13 protein-coding genes are annotated in these 19,305 nt (G+C 31.1%); 10 read left to right on the top strand and 3 right to left on the bottom strand.

Annotation, left to right across the window (positions count from 1 at the left end; translation table 11 throughout):
* Positions 1-46 precede the first annotated feature (46 nt).
* From tkt to sbcC, 5 genes are all read left to right on the top strand, one after another.
* Positions 47-2,035: a transketolase gene (gene tkt / locus N524_RS0100915; protein WP_029055400.1), complete on the top strand. Its 1,989-nt coding sequence runs from the start codon at positions 47-49 to the stop codon at positions 2,033-2,035.
* A 213-nt stretch (positions 2,036-2,248) separates the two neighbouring features.
* Complete coding sequence (locus tag N524_RS0100910; RefSeq protein WP_029055399.1) at positions 2,249-2,491, top strand: YneF family protein; 243 nt, start codon at positions 2,249-2,251, stop codon at positions 2,489-2,491.
* Between the two features lie 196 nt (positions 2,492-2,687).
* Complete coding sequence (locus tag N524_RS0100905) at positions 2,688-3,155, top strand: CcdC family protein (protein ID WP_029055398.1); 468 nt, start codon at positions 2,688-2,690, stop codon at positions 3,153-3,155.
* Positions 3,156-3,261: 106 nt separating this feature from the next.
* Entirely contained in the window at positions 3,262-4,386 is a 1,125-nt protein-coding gene (sbcD, locus tag N524_RS0100900) for an exonuclease subunit SbcD (protein ID WP_029055397.1), read from the top strand.
* Between the two features lie 5 nt (positions 4,387-4,391).
* On the top strand, positions 4,392-7,421 hold the full coding sequence (gene sbcC / locus N524_RS0100895) for an exonuclease subunit SbcC (RefSeq protein WP_029055396.1): 3,030 nt from the start codon (positions 4,392-4,394) through the stop codon (positions 7,419-7,421).
* Positions 7,422-7,496: 75 nt separating this feature from the next.
* Here the strand turns inward: sbcC and mscL are convergent, their stop codons facing one another.
* Positions 7,497-7,853 carry a large conductance mechanosensitive channel protein MscL gene (gene mscL / locus N524_RS0100890; protein ID WP_017638422.1) on the bottom strand — a complete coding sequence of 119 codons (357 nt, stop codon included), beginning with the start codon at positions 7,851-7,853 and terminating at the stop codon, positions 7,497-7,499.
* Between the two features lie 208 nt (positions 7,854-8,061).
* Here mscL and N524_RS0100885 point away from each other — a divergent pair, with 208 nt between their 5' ends.
* The 3 genes from N524_RS0100885 to menI all read left to right on the top strand — a co-directional run bounded on the left by N524_RS0100885 (position 8,062) and on the right by menI (position 13,265).
* Entirely contained in the window at positions 8,062-9,702 is a 1,641-nt protein-coding gene (locus tag N524_RS0100885) for a BCCT family transporter (RefSeq protein WP_029055395.1), read from the top strand.
* A 297-nt stretch (positions 9,703-9,999) separates the two neighbouring features.
* The gene (acnA, locus tag N524_RS0100880) at positions 10,000-12,705 is read left to right on the top strand and encodes an aconitate hydratase AcnA (RefSeq protein WP_029055394.1); all 2,706 of its coding nucleotides are present in this window, start codon (positions 10,000-10,002) and stop codon (positions 12,703-12,705) included.
* Between the two features lie 92 nt (positions 12,706-12,797).
* The gene (gene menI / locus N524_RS0100875; protein WP_017638425.1) at positions 12,798-13,265 is read left to right on the top strand and encodes a 1,4-dihydroxy-2-naphthoyl-CoA hydrolase MenI; all 468 of its coding nucleotides are present in this window, start codon (positions 12,798-12,800) and stop codon (positions 13,263-13,265) included.
* Positions 13,266-13,337: 72 nt separating this feature from the next.
* Here menI and N524_RS0100870 read toward each other — a convergent pair whose 3' ends face one another.
* Both N524_RS0100870 and plsY read right to left on the bottom strand, forming a co-directional pair.
* Positions 13,338-13,634 (bottom strand): HesB/YadR/YfhF family protein, encoded by a 297-nt coding sequence (locus N524_RS0100870; RefSeq protein WP_029055393.1) that lies wholly within the window; start codon positions 13,632-13,634, stop codon positions 13,338-13,340.
* Between the two features lie 283 nt (positions 13,635-13,917).
* Positions 13,918-14,526: a glycerol-3-phosphate 1-O-acyltransferase PlsY gene (gene plsY / locus N524_RS0100865; protein WP_017638427.1), complete on the bottom strand. Its 609-nt coding sequence runs from the start codon at positions 14,524-14,526 to the stop codon at positions 13,918-13,920.
* A 208-nt stretch (positions 14,527-14,734) separates the two neighbouring features.
* On the opposite strand from plsY, the gene parE reads away from it, so the two are divergent.
* On the top strand, positions 14,735-16,729 hold the full coding sequence (gene parE, locus N524_RS0100860) for a DNA topoisomerase IV subunit B (RefSeq protein WP_037555492.1): 1,995 nt from the start codon (positions 14,735-14,737) through the stop codon (positions 16,727-16,729).
* Positions 16,726-19,131: a DNA topoisomerase IV subunit A gene (gene parC / locus N524_RS0100855; RefSeq protein ID WP_029055391.1), complete on the top strand. Its 2,406-nt coding sequence runs from the start codon at positions 16,726-16,728 to the stop codon at positions 19,129-19,131. The genes parE and parC overlap by 4 nt, the downstream gene beginning before the upstream one ends.
* Positions 19,132-19,305 lie beyond the last annotated feature (174 nt).

Genomic DNA, 19,305 nt, shown 5'->3' with positions numbered 1-19,305 from the left:
GTTATAATTGGCATTAAGTATTATTATTAGAAGGGAAGAATATATAATGTTCAATAAAGAAGATCAATTAGCAATCGATACAATTCGTGCATTAAGTATCGATACAATAGAAAAGGCCAATTCAGGTCACCCAGGTTTACCAATGGGAGCAGCACCAATGGCTTACACACTATGGACAAGACACCTAAATTTCAACCCACAATCTAAAGACTATTTCAATAGAGACAGATTTGTATTATCTGCAGGTCATGGTTCTGCTTTATTATATAGTTTATTACACGTTTCTGGTAGTTTAGAAATGGATGAACTAAAACAATTTAGACAATGGGATTCTAAAACTCCAGGTCACCCTGAATTCAGACACACTGATGGTGTAGAAGTGACAACAGGACCTCTTGGTCAAGGATTTGCAATGTCAGTCGGAATGGCTTTAGCTGAAAGTCATTTAGCTGGTAAATTTAACAAAGATAACTATAATGTTGTAGATCATTATACTTATGTTCTAGCTTCTGATGGGGATTTAATGGAAGGTATTTCTCATGAGGCTGCATCATTTGCAGGTCATAATCAATTAGATAAATTAATCGTATTATATGATTCAAATGATATTTCATTAGATGGAGATTTAGATAAAGCATTCTCTGAAAATACTAAATCTCGTTTCGAATCATATGGTTGGAACTACATTTTTGTTAAAGATGGTAATGATTTAGAAGAAATTGATAATGCAATTAATAAAGCTAAATCTCAACAAGGTCCAACAATCATTGAAGTTAAAACTGTAATTGGTTATGGCGCGCCTAATAAATCAGGTACAAATGGCGTTCATGGTGCTCCTCTAGGCGACGAAGAACGTAAATTAACTTTAGAAGCTTATGGATTAGACCCTGAAAAGAGATTTAATGTACCACAAGAAGTTTACGACATTTTCAATTCAACAATGTTAAAACGTGCTAATGAAAATGAAGAAAATTGGAAAAATAAAGTTGAAGAGTATAGTAAAGCTTATCCTGAATTAGCGGAAGAATTTAAATTAGCTGTAAGTGGTAAATTACCTCAAGATTACAGAGAAGCTTTACCTAAATTTGATTCAGATCATAATGCAGCTTCACGTGCAGATTCTGGTGAAGTTATTCAAGCGTTAAGTAAACATGTACCTTCATTCTTTGGTGGTTCAGCTGACTTAGCTGGTTCAAATAAATCAAATGTTAAAGAAGCTAAAGATTATGATAAAAATAATCGTGACGGTAAAAACATTTGGTTTGGTGTTCGTGAATTTGGAATGGGCGCTGCTGTTAATGGTATGGCTGCACATGGAGGTTTACATCCATATGGTGCAACATTCTTCGTATTCAGTGACTACCTAAAACCAGCTTTACGTTTATCTGCAATTATGGGATTAAATTCAACATTTGTATTTACACATGATTCCATCGCAGTTGGTGAAGATGGTCCAACACACGAACCAATTGAACAATTAGTTGGATTACGTGCAATTCCAAATATGAATGTGATTCGTCCTGCTGATGGTAATGAAACTAGAGTTGCTTGGGAAGTTGCTTTAGAATCAGAAGGCACGCCAACATCATTAGTACTTACACGTCAAAATTTACCTACTTTAGATGTTTCTGAAGAAACTGTCGAAGAAGGTGTACGTAAAGGTGCATATATTGTATATGAATCTAAAGAAACTCCTGAATATCTATTATTAGCAACTGGTTCTGAAGTAAGCTTAGCAGTAGAGGCTGCAAAAGACTTAGATGCTCAAGGTAAAGGTGTTAGAGTTGTTTCTATGCCAAACTGGTTCGCTTTCGAACAACAATCTGAAGAATATAAAGAGTCTGTTATTCCTTCAAATATTACTAAACGTGTTGCTATTGAAATGGCTTCACCACTTGGTTGGCATAAATACGTTGGAACACAAGGTAAAGTTATTGGTATCGATGGCTTCGGTGCAAGTGCTCCTGGCGATTTAGTAGTTGAAAAATATGGATTTACTAAAGAAAATGTTTTAAACCAAATTCGTGAATTTTAGTTAATCAATAATTTAAACTCAAATAAACTGCTAGTTAAGCTTATGCGAAACTAGCAGTTTTTAAATGTTAACTTTAATATTCAAAAGTACATTTAATATATATTGAAAATTTGTTATTATTTTTGATGTGCGTTATTTTAAGATACAAATTTGTCTTGAAATAAATATTTGAATCTAGTAAAATTCATTAGGATAAAGAAAGTGGGTGAAACAATGGCAATTTGGTTAGCAATTATTTTAATTATAATAGCATTAATCGCAGGTTTAGCTGGTGGTTTCTTCTTAGCAAGAAAATATATGATGGATTATTTGAAAAAAAACCCACCTATTAATGAAGAAATGCTACGTATGATGATGATGCAAATGGGTCAAAAACCTTCTCAAAAGAAAATCAATCAAATGATGACTATGATGAACAAAAATATGGACCAAGGCATGAAAGGTCAAAAGAAATAAGATAAATATTAGTGGGGATTAAGTCAATGTTAACGTTGATTTAATCCCTTTTTTATGGAGAAAGAGAAAACAATTTAATTTATAAAATAGCTAGAATTTATTAATTTAAAAACTATGAAAATGACTTGATTTAATGATATACTAACACGTGATTAAAAAGAGTATTAAAGTTTAGAATATATGAGAAGGTGTAAGCGTGGCATATTTAGTATTTTCTATAGTAGTTGCATTCTTTATGGGTGCAATTGTTATTGTGATTCGAATGAAAGCACAAAAATTCCCAGTTAATGAAAAGAAAATTATATTGCCTCCATTTTTTATGGCAACAGGTGCTCTAATGTATGTAGTACCATATTTTAGATTGACTGGTACCGAGATTTTAGAGTCACTTATTTTAGGTGTACTTTTCTCAACAGTGTTAATTTGGACATCTAGATTTGAAGTTAAAGGTAGCGAAATTTATATGAAACGATCAAAAGCGTTTCCGATTATCTTAATTTCTCTATTAGTTATCCGTACTGTTCTAAAAATCTTTATTAGTAACGAAATCGATCCAGGTGAGATAGCGGGTATGTTTTTCTTATTAGCATTTTGTATGATAGTACCATGGAGATTAGCAATGTATTATCAGTATAAAAAAGTAAAAAAATCAATTGTTCATTAAATATATTATAGCCACTTATCTTTAGAGATGAGTGGTTTTTTACTTGATATATAGATTAAAAAATTATAAAATAGTTACGAACAAACGTTCTATTTGGAGGTAAAAAATGAAAATAATTCATACAGCAGATTGGCATTTAGGGCGAATTTTGAATGGTAAGCAATTGTTAGAGGACCAAAGGTATGTATTAGAACAGTTTATAAAGAAAATGAAAGATGAAGAACCTGATGTCATCGTTATTGCAGGAGATTTATATGATACTACTTATCCAGGTAAAGAAACGATAAAACTATTTGAAGAAACAATTTCACAACTTAATATTGAAATGAAAATACCAGTAGTTATGATAAGTGGAAACCATGATGGAAAAGAATGTTTGAATTACGGGGCAAATTGGTTTGAACATAGTAACTTATATATTAGAACAAAATTAGAAAGTATGATTGAGCCTATAAATATTAAGGGAGTTAATTTTTATACATTACCATTTGCGACAGTAACAGAAGTGCAACACTTTTTTAAAGATGAAACAATTCAAACACATCAACAAGCACTTGATAAATGTGTAATGTATATGTCAGAAACGCTAGATAAGAGTAGCATTAATGTTTTAATTGGTCATTTAACTGTCCAAGGTGGCAAAACATCAGATTCTGAAAGACCATTAACTATTGGAACTGTAGAGACAGTGGAAAAAAGATCGTTTGATATATTTGATTTTGTACTATTAGGTCACTTGCATCATCCATTTAGTATTAATGAAGATAGGATTAAGTATAGTGGTTCACTTTTACAATACTCATTTTCTGAAGTTGGACAACCTAAAGGTTATCGTGTTGTTAAATTTAATAATAAAGAAAATATAAATGATTATTTCGTTCCAATAGAACCAACGAGAAAGTTAGAAATAGTAGTTGGAGATTACGAAGATGTTATTCAAGAAAAGGTAGATATTACTAATAAAAATAATTACATACATTTTAAATTGAAAAATATGTCTCATATATCAGATCCAATTATCAATTTGAAACAAATTTATCCCAATACACTGGCATTAACTAATGAGACATTTGAATATTATGATGCGATCGAACAAATTGAAATAAAACAGGAAAGTGACATTTCGATTATAAATAAATTTTATGAAAACATAACCAATGAGCAACTAAGTGATATTCAAGAAAAGAAAATTAATCAAATTATTAATAATTTGATGAGAAAGGAAGATTAATTAAATTGAAACCTACTAAGTTAACTTTAACTAATTTTGGACCTTTCTTAAATGAGACAATAGATTTTCATAAAATAGATCAAAATCAATTATTTTTGATAAGTGGTAAGACCGGTTCTGGTAAAACTATGATATTTGATGCCATAGTATATGCGTTATATGGGGAAGCTTCAACTAAAAATAGAAAAGAAAGTGATTTAAGAAGTCATTTTGCTGATGGTAATTCAGCCATGCAAGTTACTTTTGAATTTGAACTAAATAACAAAATCTTTAAAATAGTTCGAACTGGACCTTATATTAAAGAAGGAAATACAACTAAAACACCAGCAAAGCTAAATGTTTTTGAATACAATGATAATGAATTTGATTTACGTGAAAGTATGGTGAGTGCTGGAAATCAATTTATTATTGATTTAATTGGCGTTAACGCTGAACAATTTAGACAATTATTTATATTACCACAAGGTGAATTTAAAAAATTCTTATTATCTAATAGTAAAGAAAAGCAAGGTATATTAAGAACTCTTTTTAATAGTGAAAGATTTGAACAAATTGAAAAAGCTTTGAGTGAAGATGTTAAAAATGAAAAAAAACAAATTGAAGATAGATATAAGAATATTGAAAGATTATGGAATGATATCAACACCTTTGACAGTGAAAGCCTTGAAGAATTAAAAACGATTAATGTTCAGCAAACTGAAAAGTTAATAAACGCATTGCCAAAATTCAATGAATTCGGTAAAAAATTGGCTCAAAGTAAATATGAAAATAAAAATATTTTAGAGAACAAGATTTCGAAGATTGAACATAATTTGAATGAAAATAAAGAGCTGGAATCAAATTTAAAAGAATTAGAGAAAAACAAAAATCAATTTAATCAATTAAAAGAACAAGAAGAAAGCATCAATAAACAAAAGGAAAAGCTAAATAAAATCAACGAAATTAAACCTTTATCACAATTGCTTGATAGAAAAAATGAAACAAACAAAAAATTAAAGCAAATAGAAAATTCTGTTGAATCATCTAAACAATCAATTAAGCAGTTAAATCAAGAACATGAGGACTATCAAAACCAATTAAAAAAATTAACTGAAAGTGAAGCATCAATAAACAAAGAAAAAGCATTTTTAGAAAAAACATATACTTTCTTTGTTAATTTATCTAAATATGATTCAAGTTATAAAGATAAGGAAAAACTTTCATCTAAATTGGAAAAATTAAAAGAAAAGAAAGAGCAAGTCGAAAAAGAATTTTATCAATTAAAAGATTCTATTGATTCGAAAGACGTTGATTACGAAGTAGTTGAACAATTATCTCAAGATATTTTCAAACTAGAAAAAAATATTCAAACAACTGAAAAGCAATTGGAAGAAGTAAAAAACAAAGAAAATCTAAATTCCAGAATTAGTGAAATTAAAGTTTCTAATGAGAAAACGGATAAAGAAATTGAAAAATTAACAAAAGAAATAGCTGATATCAATCAAAATGAAATTAATTTAAACAATAAAGAAACGTTAGTTGAACAATTACAGCAAGTTGTATCAATAGGGGATACTTGCCCGGTTTGTGGTAATGAAATTACTTCTTTAGATCAACATATTGACTTCGAAAGCATTAATGAAAAGCAAAGATTATTAAAGTCGTTACAAGAAGAATTAAATGAGCATAAAATAAACAAAGCTAAATTTGAAAATTCAATTAATCACCTTACTGAACAATTAAAAAATATTAATGTAGATGAAAAATCAATCCTTAATATAGATGAACTTAATACTAAACATAGAGAAAAAGAGAAAGAAAAAGTAAGACACCAAAAAGAAAATGACCGTATCTTATCAATAAATAAAAAAATTGAACAAAAAAAGCAAGAAATATATGAAATAGAAAATGATATGAAAGATACAAATGCAAAAATTGAACAATGTGAAATTAGAATTAATGATTTTGAAACGACATCTCAATTTACTAACATTAAAGAGTTTAAATTGTACTATGAACAATTAAAAAATAATGTTACTGAATATGAACAACTAACCGAGAAGTATAAACATGCCATGAGTGATATTTCTCAAAAACTAAGTATTGAAGAAAACAATGTTAAGCATCATACCACTTCATTAAATGAAAGCCAAGATGAACTTAAACGAACTCAAAAAGAAATTGAAAATGAAATGAATAGATTAAGTTTATCTTCAATAGAACAAATCCAAAGCATTATAGAAATCGTTAATGAAAAGGAATCAATCGAGAAAGAAATTAATGATTTTAATAAACAATTGCATATGTATGAAGTAGAAATAAATAGGCTAACGAAGCTAGTTTCAGATAGAAATTTGGAAGATATCGATAAAATACAAGAAAATCTATCAAAGACAAAAGAACAATTGAATCAATTAAATAATGAGATAGCAACGCTAGAGTATCAAATCAAATTAAATGAACAAAAAGGAAATGAAGTTGAATCTAATATAAATTACTTGAATAAAGAGTTAAAAGAACAACAAGATATCTTTAATCTGTCTGAAATTTTGTCAGGTAAAAATAGTCAAAAGTTAACCTTAGAAAATTACGTTCTTGTATATTATTTAGAAAAAATAATCGCTCAAGCTAATATTCGTCTTGCAACTATGAGCGGTCAAAGATATCAGTTACAAAGAAGAGCAGCTTTATCACAAGGGTTTAGTGGTCTTGAAATTGACGTATTTGATTTTTACTCAAATAAATCTAGACATATAAGTTCGTTATCAGGAGGGGAAACGTTCCAAGCGTCATTAGCTTTAGCATTAGGTTTAAGTGAGATTGTACAACAAGAATCTGGAGGAATTTCATTACAATCTATATTTATTGATGAAGGATTCGGTACTTTAGATCAAGAAACACTTGAAACAGCACTAGATACATTAGTTAATTTGAAATCTACAGGTAGAATGGTAGGAATCATATCTCATGTAAGTGAATTGAAACAACGAATACCACTCATTTTAGAAGTGACATCTAATCAATACCAAAGCACAACACAATTTAAATGGAATTAATAATCATAAAGTTATAAAAAAACGATTTATCAACTTCTATAAATTAGGTTGATAAATCGTTTTAATTAATAATTATTAATTTTTTTCTCGTAATAAATCTCTGATTTCTGTTAAAAGAACAGTGTTTGCTTCTAATTCTTCTTCTGGTTCTTCTTTTCTCATTAATGTATTTGCGATTTTCACAAAGATAAATAATGCAAAAGCTATGATTATAAAATCAATTATTGATTGTATGAATAAACCATATTTAATTCCCCAGAAAGCCCAGTCTTCTGCGAAATTGACAGAACCAAATATTTTACCAATTAATGGCATAATAATGTATTGAACTAATGCAGTGATAATTTTATTAAATGCAGCGCCCATAACTACGGCTACAGCTAAATCTAATACATTGCCTTTTAATGCAAACTCTTTAAACTCTTTAAGTATATAAAAAAATCTTTTCATAACAATATATTCGTCATTATACATCATATAATTAATTTAGAAAATAGTAATTTTAATCAAATTTGATTCTAATATGGAGCTTTGTTATCCTATAGTAGTGTTTTAGTAAAGTTAATTGTTTTAAGATAAAAAAATAATAATTTAATTTTACTAGTTTGAAAATTTAATAATAAGAAGGGAGTAATTAATTATGAATTCTTCTTCTGAAGAAAAAAATGGTAAGAAGATTTCTCCGGTGTTTATCTACAGTGCCATTGTCGCAGCAATTGTTGTGTTAATTGGTGCCATTTTCCCATCTCAATTTGACACGGTTACTAATGAAGTCAAAATGTGGATTACTGATAAACTAGGTTGGTATTACCTAATATTAACTACAGTTATTGTTTTCTTCTGTATTTTCCTAATCTTTAGCCCTATAGGGAAACTTAAGTTAGGTAAACCAAATGATAAACCAGAATTTAATACAATTTCTTGGTTTGCAATGTTATTCAGTGCAGGAATGGGTATTGGTTTAGTTTTCTATGGTGCAGCTGAACCTATGTCACACTTTGCTTCACCACCTGATGCTGATCCAAAGACTACTGAAGCATATACAGAAGCGTTACGTTCTACATTCTTCCATTGGGGATTCCACGCATGGGCAGTATATGGTGTAGTAGCATTAGCACTTGCATATTCTCAATTCCGTAAAGGTGAACCTGGTTTACTTTCAAGAACGCTAAGACCACTTTTAGGAGATAAAGTAGAAGGACCTATTGGAACATTTATTGATGTTTTATCTGTATTTGCTACTTTAGTAGGTGTAGCTGTATCACTAGGTATGGGTGCATTACAAATTAATGGTGGTTTAAGTTACTTATTCGGAATTCCAAATACAACTTGGGTTCAAGCAATTATTATCGTTGTTGTAACGATATTATTTATCGCTAGTGCTTGGTCAGGTTTAAGTAAAGGTATTCAGTATTTAAGTAATTTAAATATTGGTTTAGGTGCCATATTAATGATTATTACATTAATCATTGGACCAACTGTATTAATCCTTAATATGATGACAAGTTCAACAGGTAGCTTGTTAAATACATTCTTATTCAATAGCTTTGACACTGCAGCATTAAATGGTCAAAAACGTGAATGGATGTCAACATGGACATTATACTATTGGGGCTGGTGGTTAAGTTGGAGCCCATTCGTTGGTGTATTTATTGCCAGAGTTTCAAAAGGACGCTCAATCAGAGAATTTATTTCAGGTGTACTATTAGTACCAGCAATTGTAAGTTTCATCTGGTTTAGTGTATTCGGTGTTCTTGGTATTGAAACAGGTAAAAAACATCCAAAATTATTTGATATGACTCCAGAAACACAATTATTTGGTGTATTCCACCACGTTCCGTTAGGTATAGTGTTATCATTCATAGCACTTATTTTAATTGCTTCATTCTTTATCACATCAGCTGACTCTGCAACATTCGTTTTAGGTATGCAGACAACATTTGGTTCATTAAATCCAAACAGTGCAGTTAAAGTAACTTGGGGAATTGCTCAAGCACTTATTGCATTCGTTCTATTATTAGCTGGTGGCGGAGATGGAACAAAAGCACTCAACGCGATTCAGAGTGCCGCCATTATTAGTGCGTTCCCATTCTCCTTTGTCGTCATACTGATGATGATAAGCTTTTACAAAGATGCCAACAAAGAACGTAAATTCTTAGGCTTAACATTAACGCCTAATAAACACAGATTAGAAGAGTACGTTAAATATCAACAAGAAGATTATGAATCTGATATTTTAGAAAAACGTGAATCAAGAAGAAACCGTGAAAGAGAAGAATAATTCAATAATTAATTCTTTTAGAAATGAGTGAAGATACTACCGGCTCTATATAGGGCTGGTAGTATTTTTTTATCTATAAAAATGAAAACTAATACTTGCGATTGATAACCATTCTCAATTAATAAAATTTACTTATTGCACTAACGTCTTATGATAAGTTTTGCTTATACTACCTGATTAAAAATGCGAAATGAAAATCGACGTCTTTCTACTCTTATATAGTTGTTTTCGAAAACATATAATAATACAATTTAAATAAGGCATATAAAATATAAAGATTTTCAAGGGGGATATCAAATGGCTTCTAATTTTAAAGAAACAGCAAAGAAACAATTTGATTTAAATGGCCAATCATACACATACTATGATTTGAAATCATTAGAAGAACAAGGTTTAACTAAAATTTCTAAATTACCTTATTCAATTCGTGTATTATTAGAATCTGTATTACGTCAGGAAGATGATTTTGTAATCACTGACGATCACATTAAAAAGTTAGCAGAATTCGGTAAAAAAGATAATGAAGGTGAAGTACCTTTCAAACCATCTCGTGTTATTTTACAAGACTTCACTGGTGTACCAGCAGTAGTTGACTTAGCGTCTTTACGTAAAGCAATGAATGATGTTGGTGGAGATATTAACAAAATCAACCCAGAAGTACCAGTAGATTTAGTTATTGACCACTCTGTACAAGTAGATAGCTACGCTAACCCAGACGCATTAGAACGTAATATGAAATTAGAATTCGAAAGAAACTATGAACGTTATCAATTCTTAAACTGGGCAACTAAAGCATTTGACAATTATAATGCTGTACCACCTGCAACTGGTATCGTTCACCAAGTAAACTTAGAATATTTAGCAAATGTTGTTCATGTTCGTGACGTTGAAGGTGAACAAACTGCTTTCCCTGATACATTAGTTGGTACTGACTCTCATACAACAATGATTAATGGTATTGGTGTATTAGGTTGGGGTGTCGGCGGTATTGAAGCCGAAGCAGGTATGTTAGGACAACCTTCTTACTTCCCAATTCCAGAAGTAATTGGTGTTAGATTAAGTAATGAATTACCTCAAGGTTCTACTGCAACTGATTTAGCTTTACGTGTAACTGAAGAGTTACGTAAACGTGGTGTAGTAGGTAAATTCGTAGAGTTCTTTGGTCCTGGTGTAACAAACTTACCATTAGCTGACCGTGCTACAATCGCTAACATGGCTCCAGAATACGGTGCAACTTGTGGTTTCTTCCCAGTTGACGAAGAATCACTTAAATACATGAAATTAACTGGCCGTAAAGCTGATCATATTGAACTTGTTAAAGAATATTTACAACAAAATAATATGTTCTTCCAAGTTGAAAATGAAGATCCAGAATATACTGAAGTTATTGACTTAGACCTATCTACAGTACAAGCATCATTATCTGGTCCAAAACGTCCACAAGATTTAATTTTCTTAAGTGACATGAAAACTGAATTTGAAAAATCAGTTACAGCACCAGCTGGTAACCAAGGTCATGGCCTAGATGAAAGTGAGTTTGATAAACAAGCTAATATCAGTTTCAATGATGGCAGAACAGCTACTATGAAAACTGGTGATATAGCAATTGCAGCTATCACTTCATGTACAAACACTTCAAACCCTTACGTTATGTTAGGTGCAGGTCTTGTAGCTAAAAAAGCTATCGAAAAAGGCTTAAAAGTACCTGAATACGTTAAAACATCATTAGCTCCAGGTTCTAAAGTTGTTACAGGTTATTTAAGAGATTCTGGATTACAAGAATATCTTGATGATTTAGGTTTCAACTTAGTTGGTTATGGTTGTACAACATGTATCGGTAACTCTGGTCCATTATTACCAGAAATCGAAAAAGCTGTTGCTGACGAAGATTTATTAGTAACATCTGTACTTTCAGGTAACCGTAACTTTGAAGGTCGTATCCATCCATTAGTTAAAGCTAACTACTTAGCTTCACCTCAATTGGTTGTTGCTTATGCATTAGCTGGAACTGTAGATATTGACTTAGAAAATGAAGCTATTGGTAAAGGTAAAGATGGCGAAGATGTTTACCTTAAAGATATCTGGCCAAGTATTAAAGAAGTTGCTGACACAGTTGATAGTGTAGTAACACCAGAATTATTCTTAGAAGAATATGCAAATGTTTATGAAAATAATGAAATGTGGAATGAAATCGATGTAACAGATGCACCACTATATGATTTCGATCCAAATTCAACATATATTCAAAATCCATCATTCTTCCAAGGATTATCTAAAGAACCAGGAACAATTGAACCATTAAAAGACTTACGTATTATGGGTAAATTTGGAGATTCAGTAACAACTGACCATATTTCTCCAGCAGGTGCAATCGGTAAAGATACACCAGCAGGTAAGTATTTAATTGACCACAATGTTCCAATTAGAGAATTCAACTCTTACGGTTCTAGACGTGGTAACCACGAAGTAATGGTACGTGGTACATTCGCTAATATCCGTATTAAAAACCAATTAGCTCCAGGTACTGAAGGTGGCTTTACAACTTATTGGCCTACAGACGAAGTTATGCCTATTTATGATGCTGCTATGAAATATAAAGAAAATGGCACTGGCTTAGCTGTATTAGCTGGTAACGACTATGGTATGGGATCTTCACGTGACTGGGCTGCTAAAGGTACAAACTTATTAGGAGTTAAAACAGTCATCGCTCAAAGTTATGAACGTATTCACCGTTCAAACTTAGTTATGATGGGTGTACTTCCATTACAATTTAAACAAGGTGAATCAGCTGATTCTCTTGGTTTAGAAGGTAAAGAAGAAATCTCAGTAGATATCGATGAAAATGTAAAACCTCATGATTTAGTTACAGTTCATGCTAAAAAAGAAAACGGAGAAGTTGTTGATTTCGAAGCAATGGTTCGTTTTGACTCATTAGTTGAATTAGACTACTATCGTCATGGTGGTATCTTACAAATGGTATTAAGAAATAAATTAGCTCAATAATAAAAATCAACTGTGCTAACGTTTAGGTTAGCACAGTTTTTTTATGCTAAAATACATATGTAATGTATAAGTTAAGGAAGGATTGGAATTCAATGATTTATAGTTTGACTGAAATTGAACCAAGATATCAAGAAACAGATAAAATGGGTGTGATTTATCACGGTAATTACGCAACATGGTTTGAAGTTGCCCGTACAGATTATATTGGGAAATTAGGATTTAATTATGCTGATATGGAAAAGCAAGGAATCATTTCTCCAGTTACCGACTTAAATATTAAATATAAAAAATCTATTTTTTATCCTGAAAAAGTAACGATTAAGACATGGGTAGAAAAGTACTCAAGGTTACGTTCAATATATCGTTATGAATTATTTAACGAACAAGGTGAACTAGCTACAACAGGTTACACTGAATTGATTTGTATGAAAGCTGATACATTTAAACCTATTAGATTGGATCGTTATTTTGCTGATTGGCACGAAGTATATAGTAAAGTTGAAGCTTTAAATAAAGAAGGTATAGATGAAGAAGTAACAAATGGTATCGATCATTTGTAATTAAATTAGCATCAGAAAATGAAAATAGCCTAACATTGCTCACTTTAGTGGCATTGTTAGGCTGTTTTTAAATTACTTTTTACTGTAAGAAATTTCATCTTCATGATCAACTGCATCTACTACAATATGATCATCTTCAAAATACCATAAATCTTTCTCAGCGATGACTAAAGTGAGTCCGTCAAATTCTTCTTCATATGGCACTTCTACATCGGCTTTATTTTCAACATTAAATGCAGGGCTAAACCCTTGTTTTAATTGGAATTCTCCACCATAACGTACAAAAAAGTGTAATACTTTGTCATCTTGAGGTAAGTCAAACTCATCTTTAAACCACTGAACTGCTGGTTGGGTAAGCTCGATTTTCATAAATAGTTCCTCCATATTAATTATCCATATTTTTTAGGGGTTAAATTGTGAATTTTATTGATAGTAGAATTATAGCATAGCTTAATATCCTAATATAATTATTTTAACTTAATGAGTTATAAGCCACTATCAAAGACTAAAGGTATATCAAACTATATAAAACTCACTAATAACATCATCATAAATCAAAACATTTAACAAAATAAAAAGCACTAAGTGTGATATAAATTTCATATATCATACTAAATGCTTTGTATTGATTATTAAGTTTTAGATTTTTTATTTACATCCACGTTATCTTAGGTTCTTCACCTTTAAAGATTCTAACAATATTTGTTTTATGACGTATGATTAATATAATGGCAACGATTGCGCCTACTGCTAGTAATATATAGTCCTGAATAATGAGCGAACCAATAACACAACAAATAGCTGCTATGATGCTTGATAAGGACACATATTTAAATAATTTTAATACAGCGAAGAAAATAACTGCTAAAATTAATAAAAGAATAGGATTAACGCCTAAAACTACCCCAGCACTTGTTGCAACAGCTTTACCACCTTTGAATCCTAAATAAATTGGATATACATGACCCACAATAGCAAATAATCCTACGATCAGGCCATGGGTAAAGAATGTACTTATAGGTCCATCTGCATGTACAGGTAACCATATAGGGAAGAAAACAGTTATGAATCCTTTAAAGATATCTAAGAATGTAACTACAAAACCTGCTGGTCTTCCTAATACTCTGAAACTGTTTGTTGCTCCAGTGTTGCCACTACCAAATTGTCTTATATCCTTTTTAAAGAATAACTTTCCAATAACTAAACCACTTGGAAAAGCTCCTATAAGATAACTTAGTATTAACATGACGACAATCATCATAAAATACACATCCTTTAATAACTTAGCACTATTTTACCATATCCATCTCATATTAGAACAATAAAAATTACATTTTGAATATGAATAATCAGTAAAATAAACTGTTTTATCAAGATGACACTTGCAATTTATTCTGATTTATATAAGAATAACTATTGTATAGTTTTAAAAACGAACGTACGTTTGTAGGAGGGCGAAATCATTGGCAATGAATAAACAAAATCATTATTCAGATGATTCTATTCAAGTTTTAGAAGGTCTTGAAGCAGTTAGAAAAAGACCGGGGATGTATATAGGATCAACTGATAAACGTGGATTGCATCATCTAGTATATGAAGTTGTCGATAACTCCGTCGATGAAGTATTAAATGGTTATGGGGATGAAATAACAGTTATCCTTAACCAAGATGATAGTATTTCTATAGAAGATAACGGTCGTGGAATGCCTACTGGTATCCATGCATCAGGAAAACCAACTGTGCAAGTTATTTTTACGATTTTACATGCTGGAGGTAAGTTCGGCCAAGGTGGCTATAAAACATCTGGTGGATTACATGGTGTTGGTGCCTCAGTAGTAAATGCACTTAGTGAATGGTTAGAAGTTGAGATTCATAGAGACGGAAATATTTATAAACAAAGATTTAAAGATGGCGGTGTGCCAGCAACAGGTTTACTAAAAGAAGGAAAGACAAAGAAAACAGGTACTAAGGTTACATTTAAACCAGATCCTGAAATTTTCAAAGCAACAACATCATTTAATTTTGACGTTCTAAGTGAGCGATTACAAGAATCTGCTTTTCTATTAAAGAACTTAAAGATTAAATTAATCGATTTACGTCGTGGTAAAGAAAGAGAAGAATTTTACCACTATGAAGAAGGGATCAAAGAATTTGTAAGTTATGTCAATGAAGGTAAAGAAGTACTTCATGATGTTACGACTTTTACGGGAACATCTAACAGTATAGAAGTAGATGTTGCATTTCAATATAATGACCAATATTCAGAAAGTATATTAAGTTTTGTAAATAATGTACGTACTAAAGATGGTGGTACACATGAAGTTGGTTTTAAAACAGCGATGACACGTGTGTTCAATGATTACGCTAGACGCATTAATGAATTAAAAGAAAAAGATAAAAACTTAGACGGTAATGACATACGTGAAGGATTAACAGCTATAGTATCTGTAAGAATTCCTGAAGAGTTACTACAGTTTGAAGGTCAAACTAAATCTAAATTAGGAACGTCAGAAGCTAGAAGTGCTGTAGATTCAGTTGTATCCGAGAAATTACCATTTTACCTTGAAGAAAAAGGTCAATTATCTAAGTCACTTGTTAAAAAAGCAATTAAAGCACAACAGGCTAGAGAAGCAGCACGTAAAGCACGAGAAGATGCACGTTCTGGTAAAAAGAATAAACGAAAAGATACACTTTTATCTGGTAAATTAACACCTGCTCAAAGTAAAAACACAGAAAAAAATGAACTTTATCTTGTTGAGGGTGATTCAGCAGGTGGTTCAGCTAAACTTGGACGTGATCGTAAGTTCCAAGCGATTCTGCCATTACGAGGTAAAGTTATTAATACTGAAAAGGCTCGTTTAGAAGACATTTTCAAAAACGAAGAAATTAATACGATTATTCATACTATAGGTGCAGGTGTCGGTAATGAATTTAAAATTGAAGACAGTAATTATAGTCGAATTATTATTATGACCGATGCTGATACAGATGGTGCACATATTCAAGTACTGTTACTAACTTTCTTCTTTAAATATATGAAACCATTAGTACAAGCAGGTCGAGTATTTATCGCATTACCACCACTTTACAAATTAGAAAAAGGTAAAGGTAAATCTAAAAAAGTGGAATATGCTTGGACAGATGATGAATTAGATAAATTACAAAAGCAACTTGGTAAAGGTTTCACATTACAAAGATATAAAGGTTTAGGTGAAATGAATCCTGAACAATTATGGGAAACAACTATGAATCCTGATACTCGTACTTTAATACGTGTTCAAGTTGAAGATGAAGTGCGTTCTTCAAAACGTGTTACAACGTTAATGGGTGATAAAGTAGCACCACGTAGAGAATGGATTGAAAGTCATGTTGAGTTTGGTATGCAGGAAGATTCAAGCATTTTAGATAATACAGAAGTTCAGATATTAGAAAGTGAAAACTATGAGGAGGATGAAACGATTTGAGTGAGATAATTCAAGATCTATCACTTGAAGATGTAATTGGAGACCGTTTTGGAAGATATAGTAAATATATTATCCAGGAACGTGCTTTGCCTGACGTTCGAGACGGACTAAAACCAGTACAGCGTCGTATTTTATATGCGATGTATTCAAGTGGTAATACATTCGATAAAAATTTCCGTAAAAGTGCCAAAACTGTCGGGGATGTCATCGGACAGTATCATCCTCATGGTGATTCTTCAGTATATGATGCCATGGTTCGTTTAAGCCAAGACTGGAAATTAAGACATGTTTTAATAGAAATGCATGGTAATAACGGTAGTATCGATAATGACCCTCCTGCAGCAATGCGTTATACAGAAGCAAAATTAAGTCAATTATCTGAAGAACTATTAAGAGATATTAATAAAGAAACAGTTTCTTTTATACCAAACTATGATGATACAACACTTGAACCTATGGTATTACCTGCAAGATTTCCTAATTTATTAATTAACGGTTCTACAGGTATTTCAGCAGGTTATGCTACTGATATTCCACCACATAATTTAGGTGAAGTGATTCAAGCAACATTAAAATATATTGATAATCCTGATATTACAGTGAGTCAATTGATGAAATACATGAAGGGTCCAGACTTCCCAACTGGTGGTATTATTCAAGGTATTGATGGTATTAAAAAAGCATACGAAACTGGTAAAGGTAAAGTTGTTGTACGTTCCAAAGTAGATGAAGAAACATTACGTAATGGACGTAAAGAACTTATCGTGACTGAAATACCATATGAGGTGAATAAAAGTAATCTCGTTAAACGTATTGATGAATTACGTGCTGATAAAAAAGTTGATGGTATTGTTGAAGTTAGAGATGAGACTGATAGAACTGGTTTACGTATTGCAATAGAACTTAAAAAAGACGTGAATAGTGAAGCAATTAAAAATTTCCTATTCAAAAATTCGGACCTTCAAATATCTTATAACTTTAATATGGTTGCAATCAGTGATGGTAGACCTAAATTAATGGGTATTAAACAAATCATTGATAGTTATATTAACCATCAAATTGAAGTTGTGGCTAACAGAACTAAGTTTGATTTAGAACATGCTGAAAAACGTATGCATATCGTTGAAGGTTTAATGAAAGCTTTATCTATTTTAGATGAAGTGATTGCCTTAATTCGTAATTCTAAAAATAAAAAAGATGCTAAAGATAACTTAGTTGCTGAATATGACTTTACTGAAGCTCAGGCAGAAGCCATCGTTATGTTACAACTTTATCGTTTAACTAACACAGATATCGTTGCTTTAGAACAAGAGCACGATGAGTTATCTAATTTAATTAAAGATTTACGTCATATTTTAGATGATCACGATGCATTATTGAATGTTATCAAAAATGAATTAACAGAAATTAGAAAGAATTTTAAAACTGATCGTTTATCAACAATTGAAGCGGAAATTTCTGAAATTAAAATTGATAAAGAAGTGATGGTGCCTAGTGAAGATGTAGTATTAAGTTTAACTAGACATGGTTATATTAAACGTACATCTACACGTAGCTTTAATGCTAGCGGCGTTTCTGAAGTCGGTTTGAAAGATGGCGATAGTTTATTAAAATACCTTGATGTAAATACACAAGATACAGCGCTTGTATTTACGAATAAAGGTAGATACTTGTTTATTCCAGTTCATAAACTAGCTGATATCCGATGGAAAGAATTAGGTCAACACGTATCTCAAATTGTTTCTATTGATGAAGATGAACAAGTTATTGACGTATTTAATGAAAAAGACTTCAAAGAACAACAAGCATTCTATATTATGGCTACTCGTAACGGTATGATTAAGAAAAGTACTGTACCGTTGTTTAAAACAACACGATATAATAAACCATTAATTGCCATGAAAGTAAAAGATCAAGATGAGGTAATTAATGTATTACGTGTTGAAGAAGATCAACTTATTACTGTTATTACACATAAAGGAATGTCATTAACATACTCTACAAACGAATTATCTGATACAGGCTTACGTGCGGCTGGTGTGAAATCTATTAATTTAAAAGATGAAGACTACGTTATTATGACGCAAACAATCACTAATAAAGAATCTATCCTTATGGCTACACAACGTGGTGCTGTTAAACATATTGGATTTAAAGTATTACAAGAAGCGAAACGAGCACAACGAGGTATTACCTTACTTAAAGAATTGAAAAAAGCACCACATCGTATCGTGGCAGCAGATGTTGTTCGTTCTGACAATACAACATATACTTTATATTCAGCTAAAGACCAAGAAACTAATGATATCGCTTCAGTTCATAAATCAGAACAATATACTAATGGTTCATTTATAGTAGATGTAGATGATTTCGGAGAAGTTGAAGGAATGTACTTACAATAAAAGTATATGCAACACATGCATAAGATGATAAAATAAAATATAATAATCACAATTAAATCATTCAAGAGGTTTATATTCTCAATTGAACTGTCTATTTTAGTATTTGTTATTTGATACATTGCTTAATTAGACTTTCATATGCCAATATGAATCTCTTGATATTTTTAAGATATG

The sequence above is a fragment of the Staphylococcus sp. URHA0057 genome (assembly GCF_000620265.1).
Taxonomy (GTDB): Bacteria; Bacillota; Bacilli; order Staphylococcales; family Staphylococcaceae; genus Staphylococcus; species Staphylococcus pasteuri.
The sequence above is the reverse complement of the archived record's forward strand: the minus strand, read 5'-3'. Positions and strand labels throughout refer to the sequence as shown.

Coding starts and splice junctions, on each gene's coding strand:
- parE (WP_037555492.1), top strand. CDS start 14,735: ATGAATAAACAAAATCATTATTCAGATGATTCTATTCAAGTTTTAGAA.
- tkt (WP_029055400.1), top strand. CDS start 47: ATGTTCAATAAAGAAGATCAATTAGCAATCGATACAATTCGTGCATTA.
- sbcD (WP_029055397.1), top strand. CDS start 3,262: ATGAAAATAATTCATACAGCAGATTGGCATTTAGGGCGAATTTTGAAT.
- N524_RS0100870 (WP_029055393.1), bottom strand. CDS start 13,634: ATGAAAATCGAGCTTACCCAACCAGCAGTTCAGTGGTTTAAAGATGAG.
- acnA (WP_029055394.1), top strand. CDS start 10,000: ATGGCTTCTAATTTTAAAGAAACAGCAAAGAAACAATTTGATTTAAAT.
- N524_RS0100910 (WP_029055399.1), top strand. CDS start 2,249: ATGGCAATTTGGTTAGCAATTATTTTAATTATAATAGCATTAATCGCA.
- plsY (WP_017638427.1), bottom strand. CDS start 14,526: ATGATGATTGTCGTCATGTTAATACTAAGTTATCTTATAGGAGCTTTT.
- menI (WP_017638425.1), top strand. CDS start 12,798: ATGATTTATAGTTTGACTGAAATTGAACCAAGATATCAAGAAACAGAT.
- N524_RS0100885 (WP_029055395.1), top strand. CDS start 8,062: ATGAATTCTTCTTCTGAAGAAAAAAATGGTAAGAAGATTTCTCCGGTG.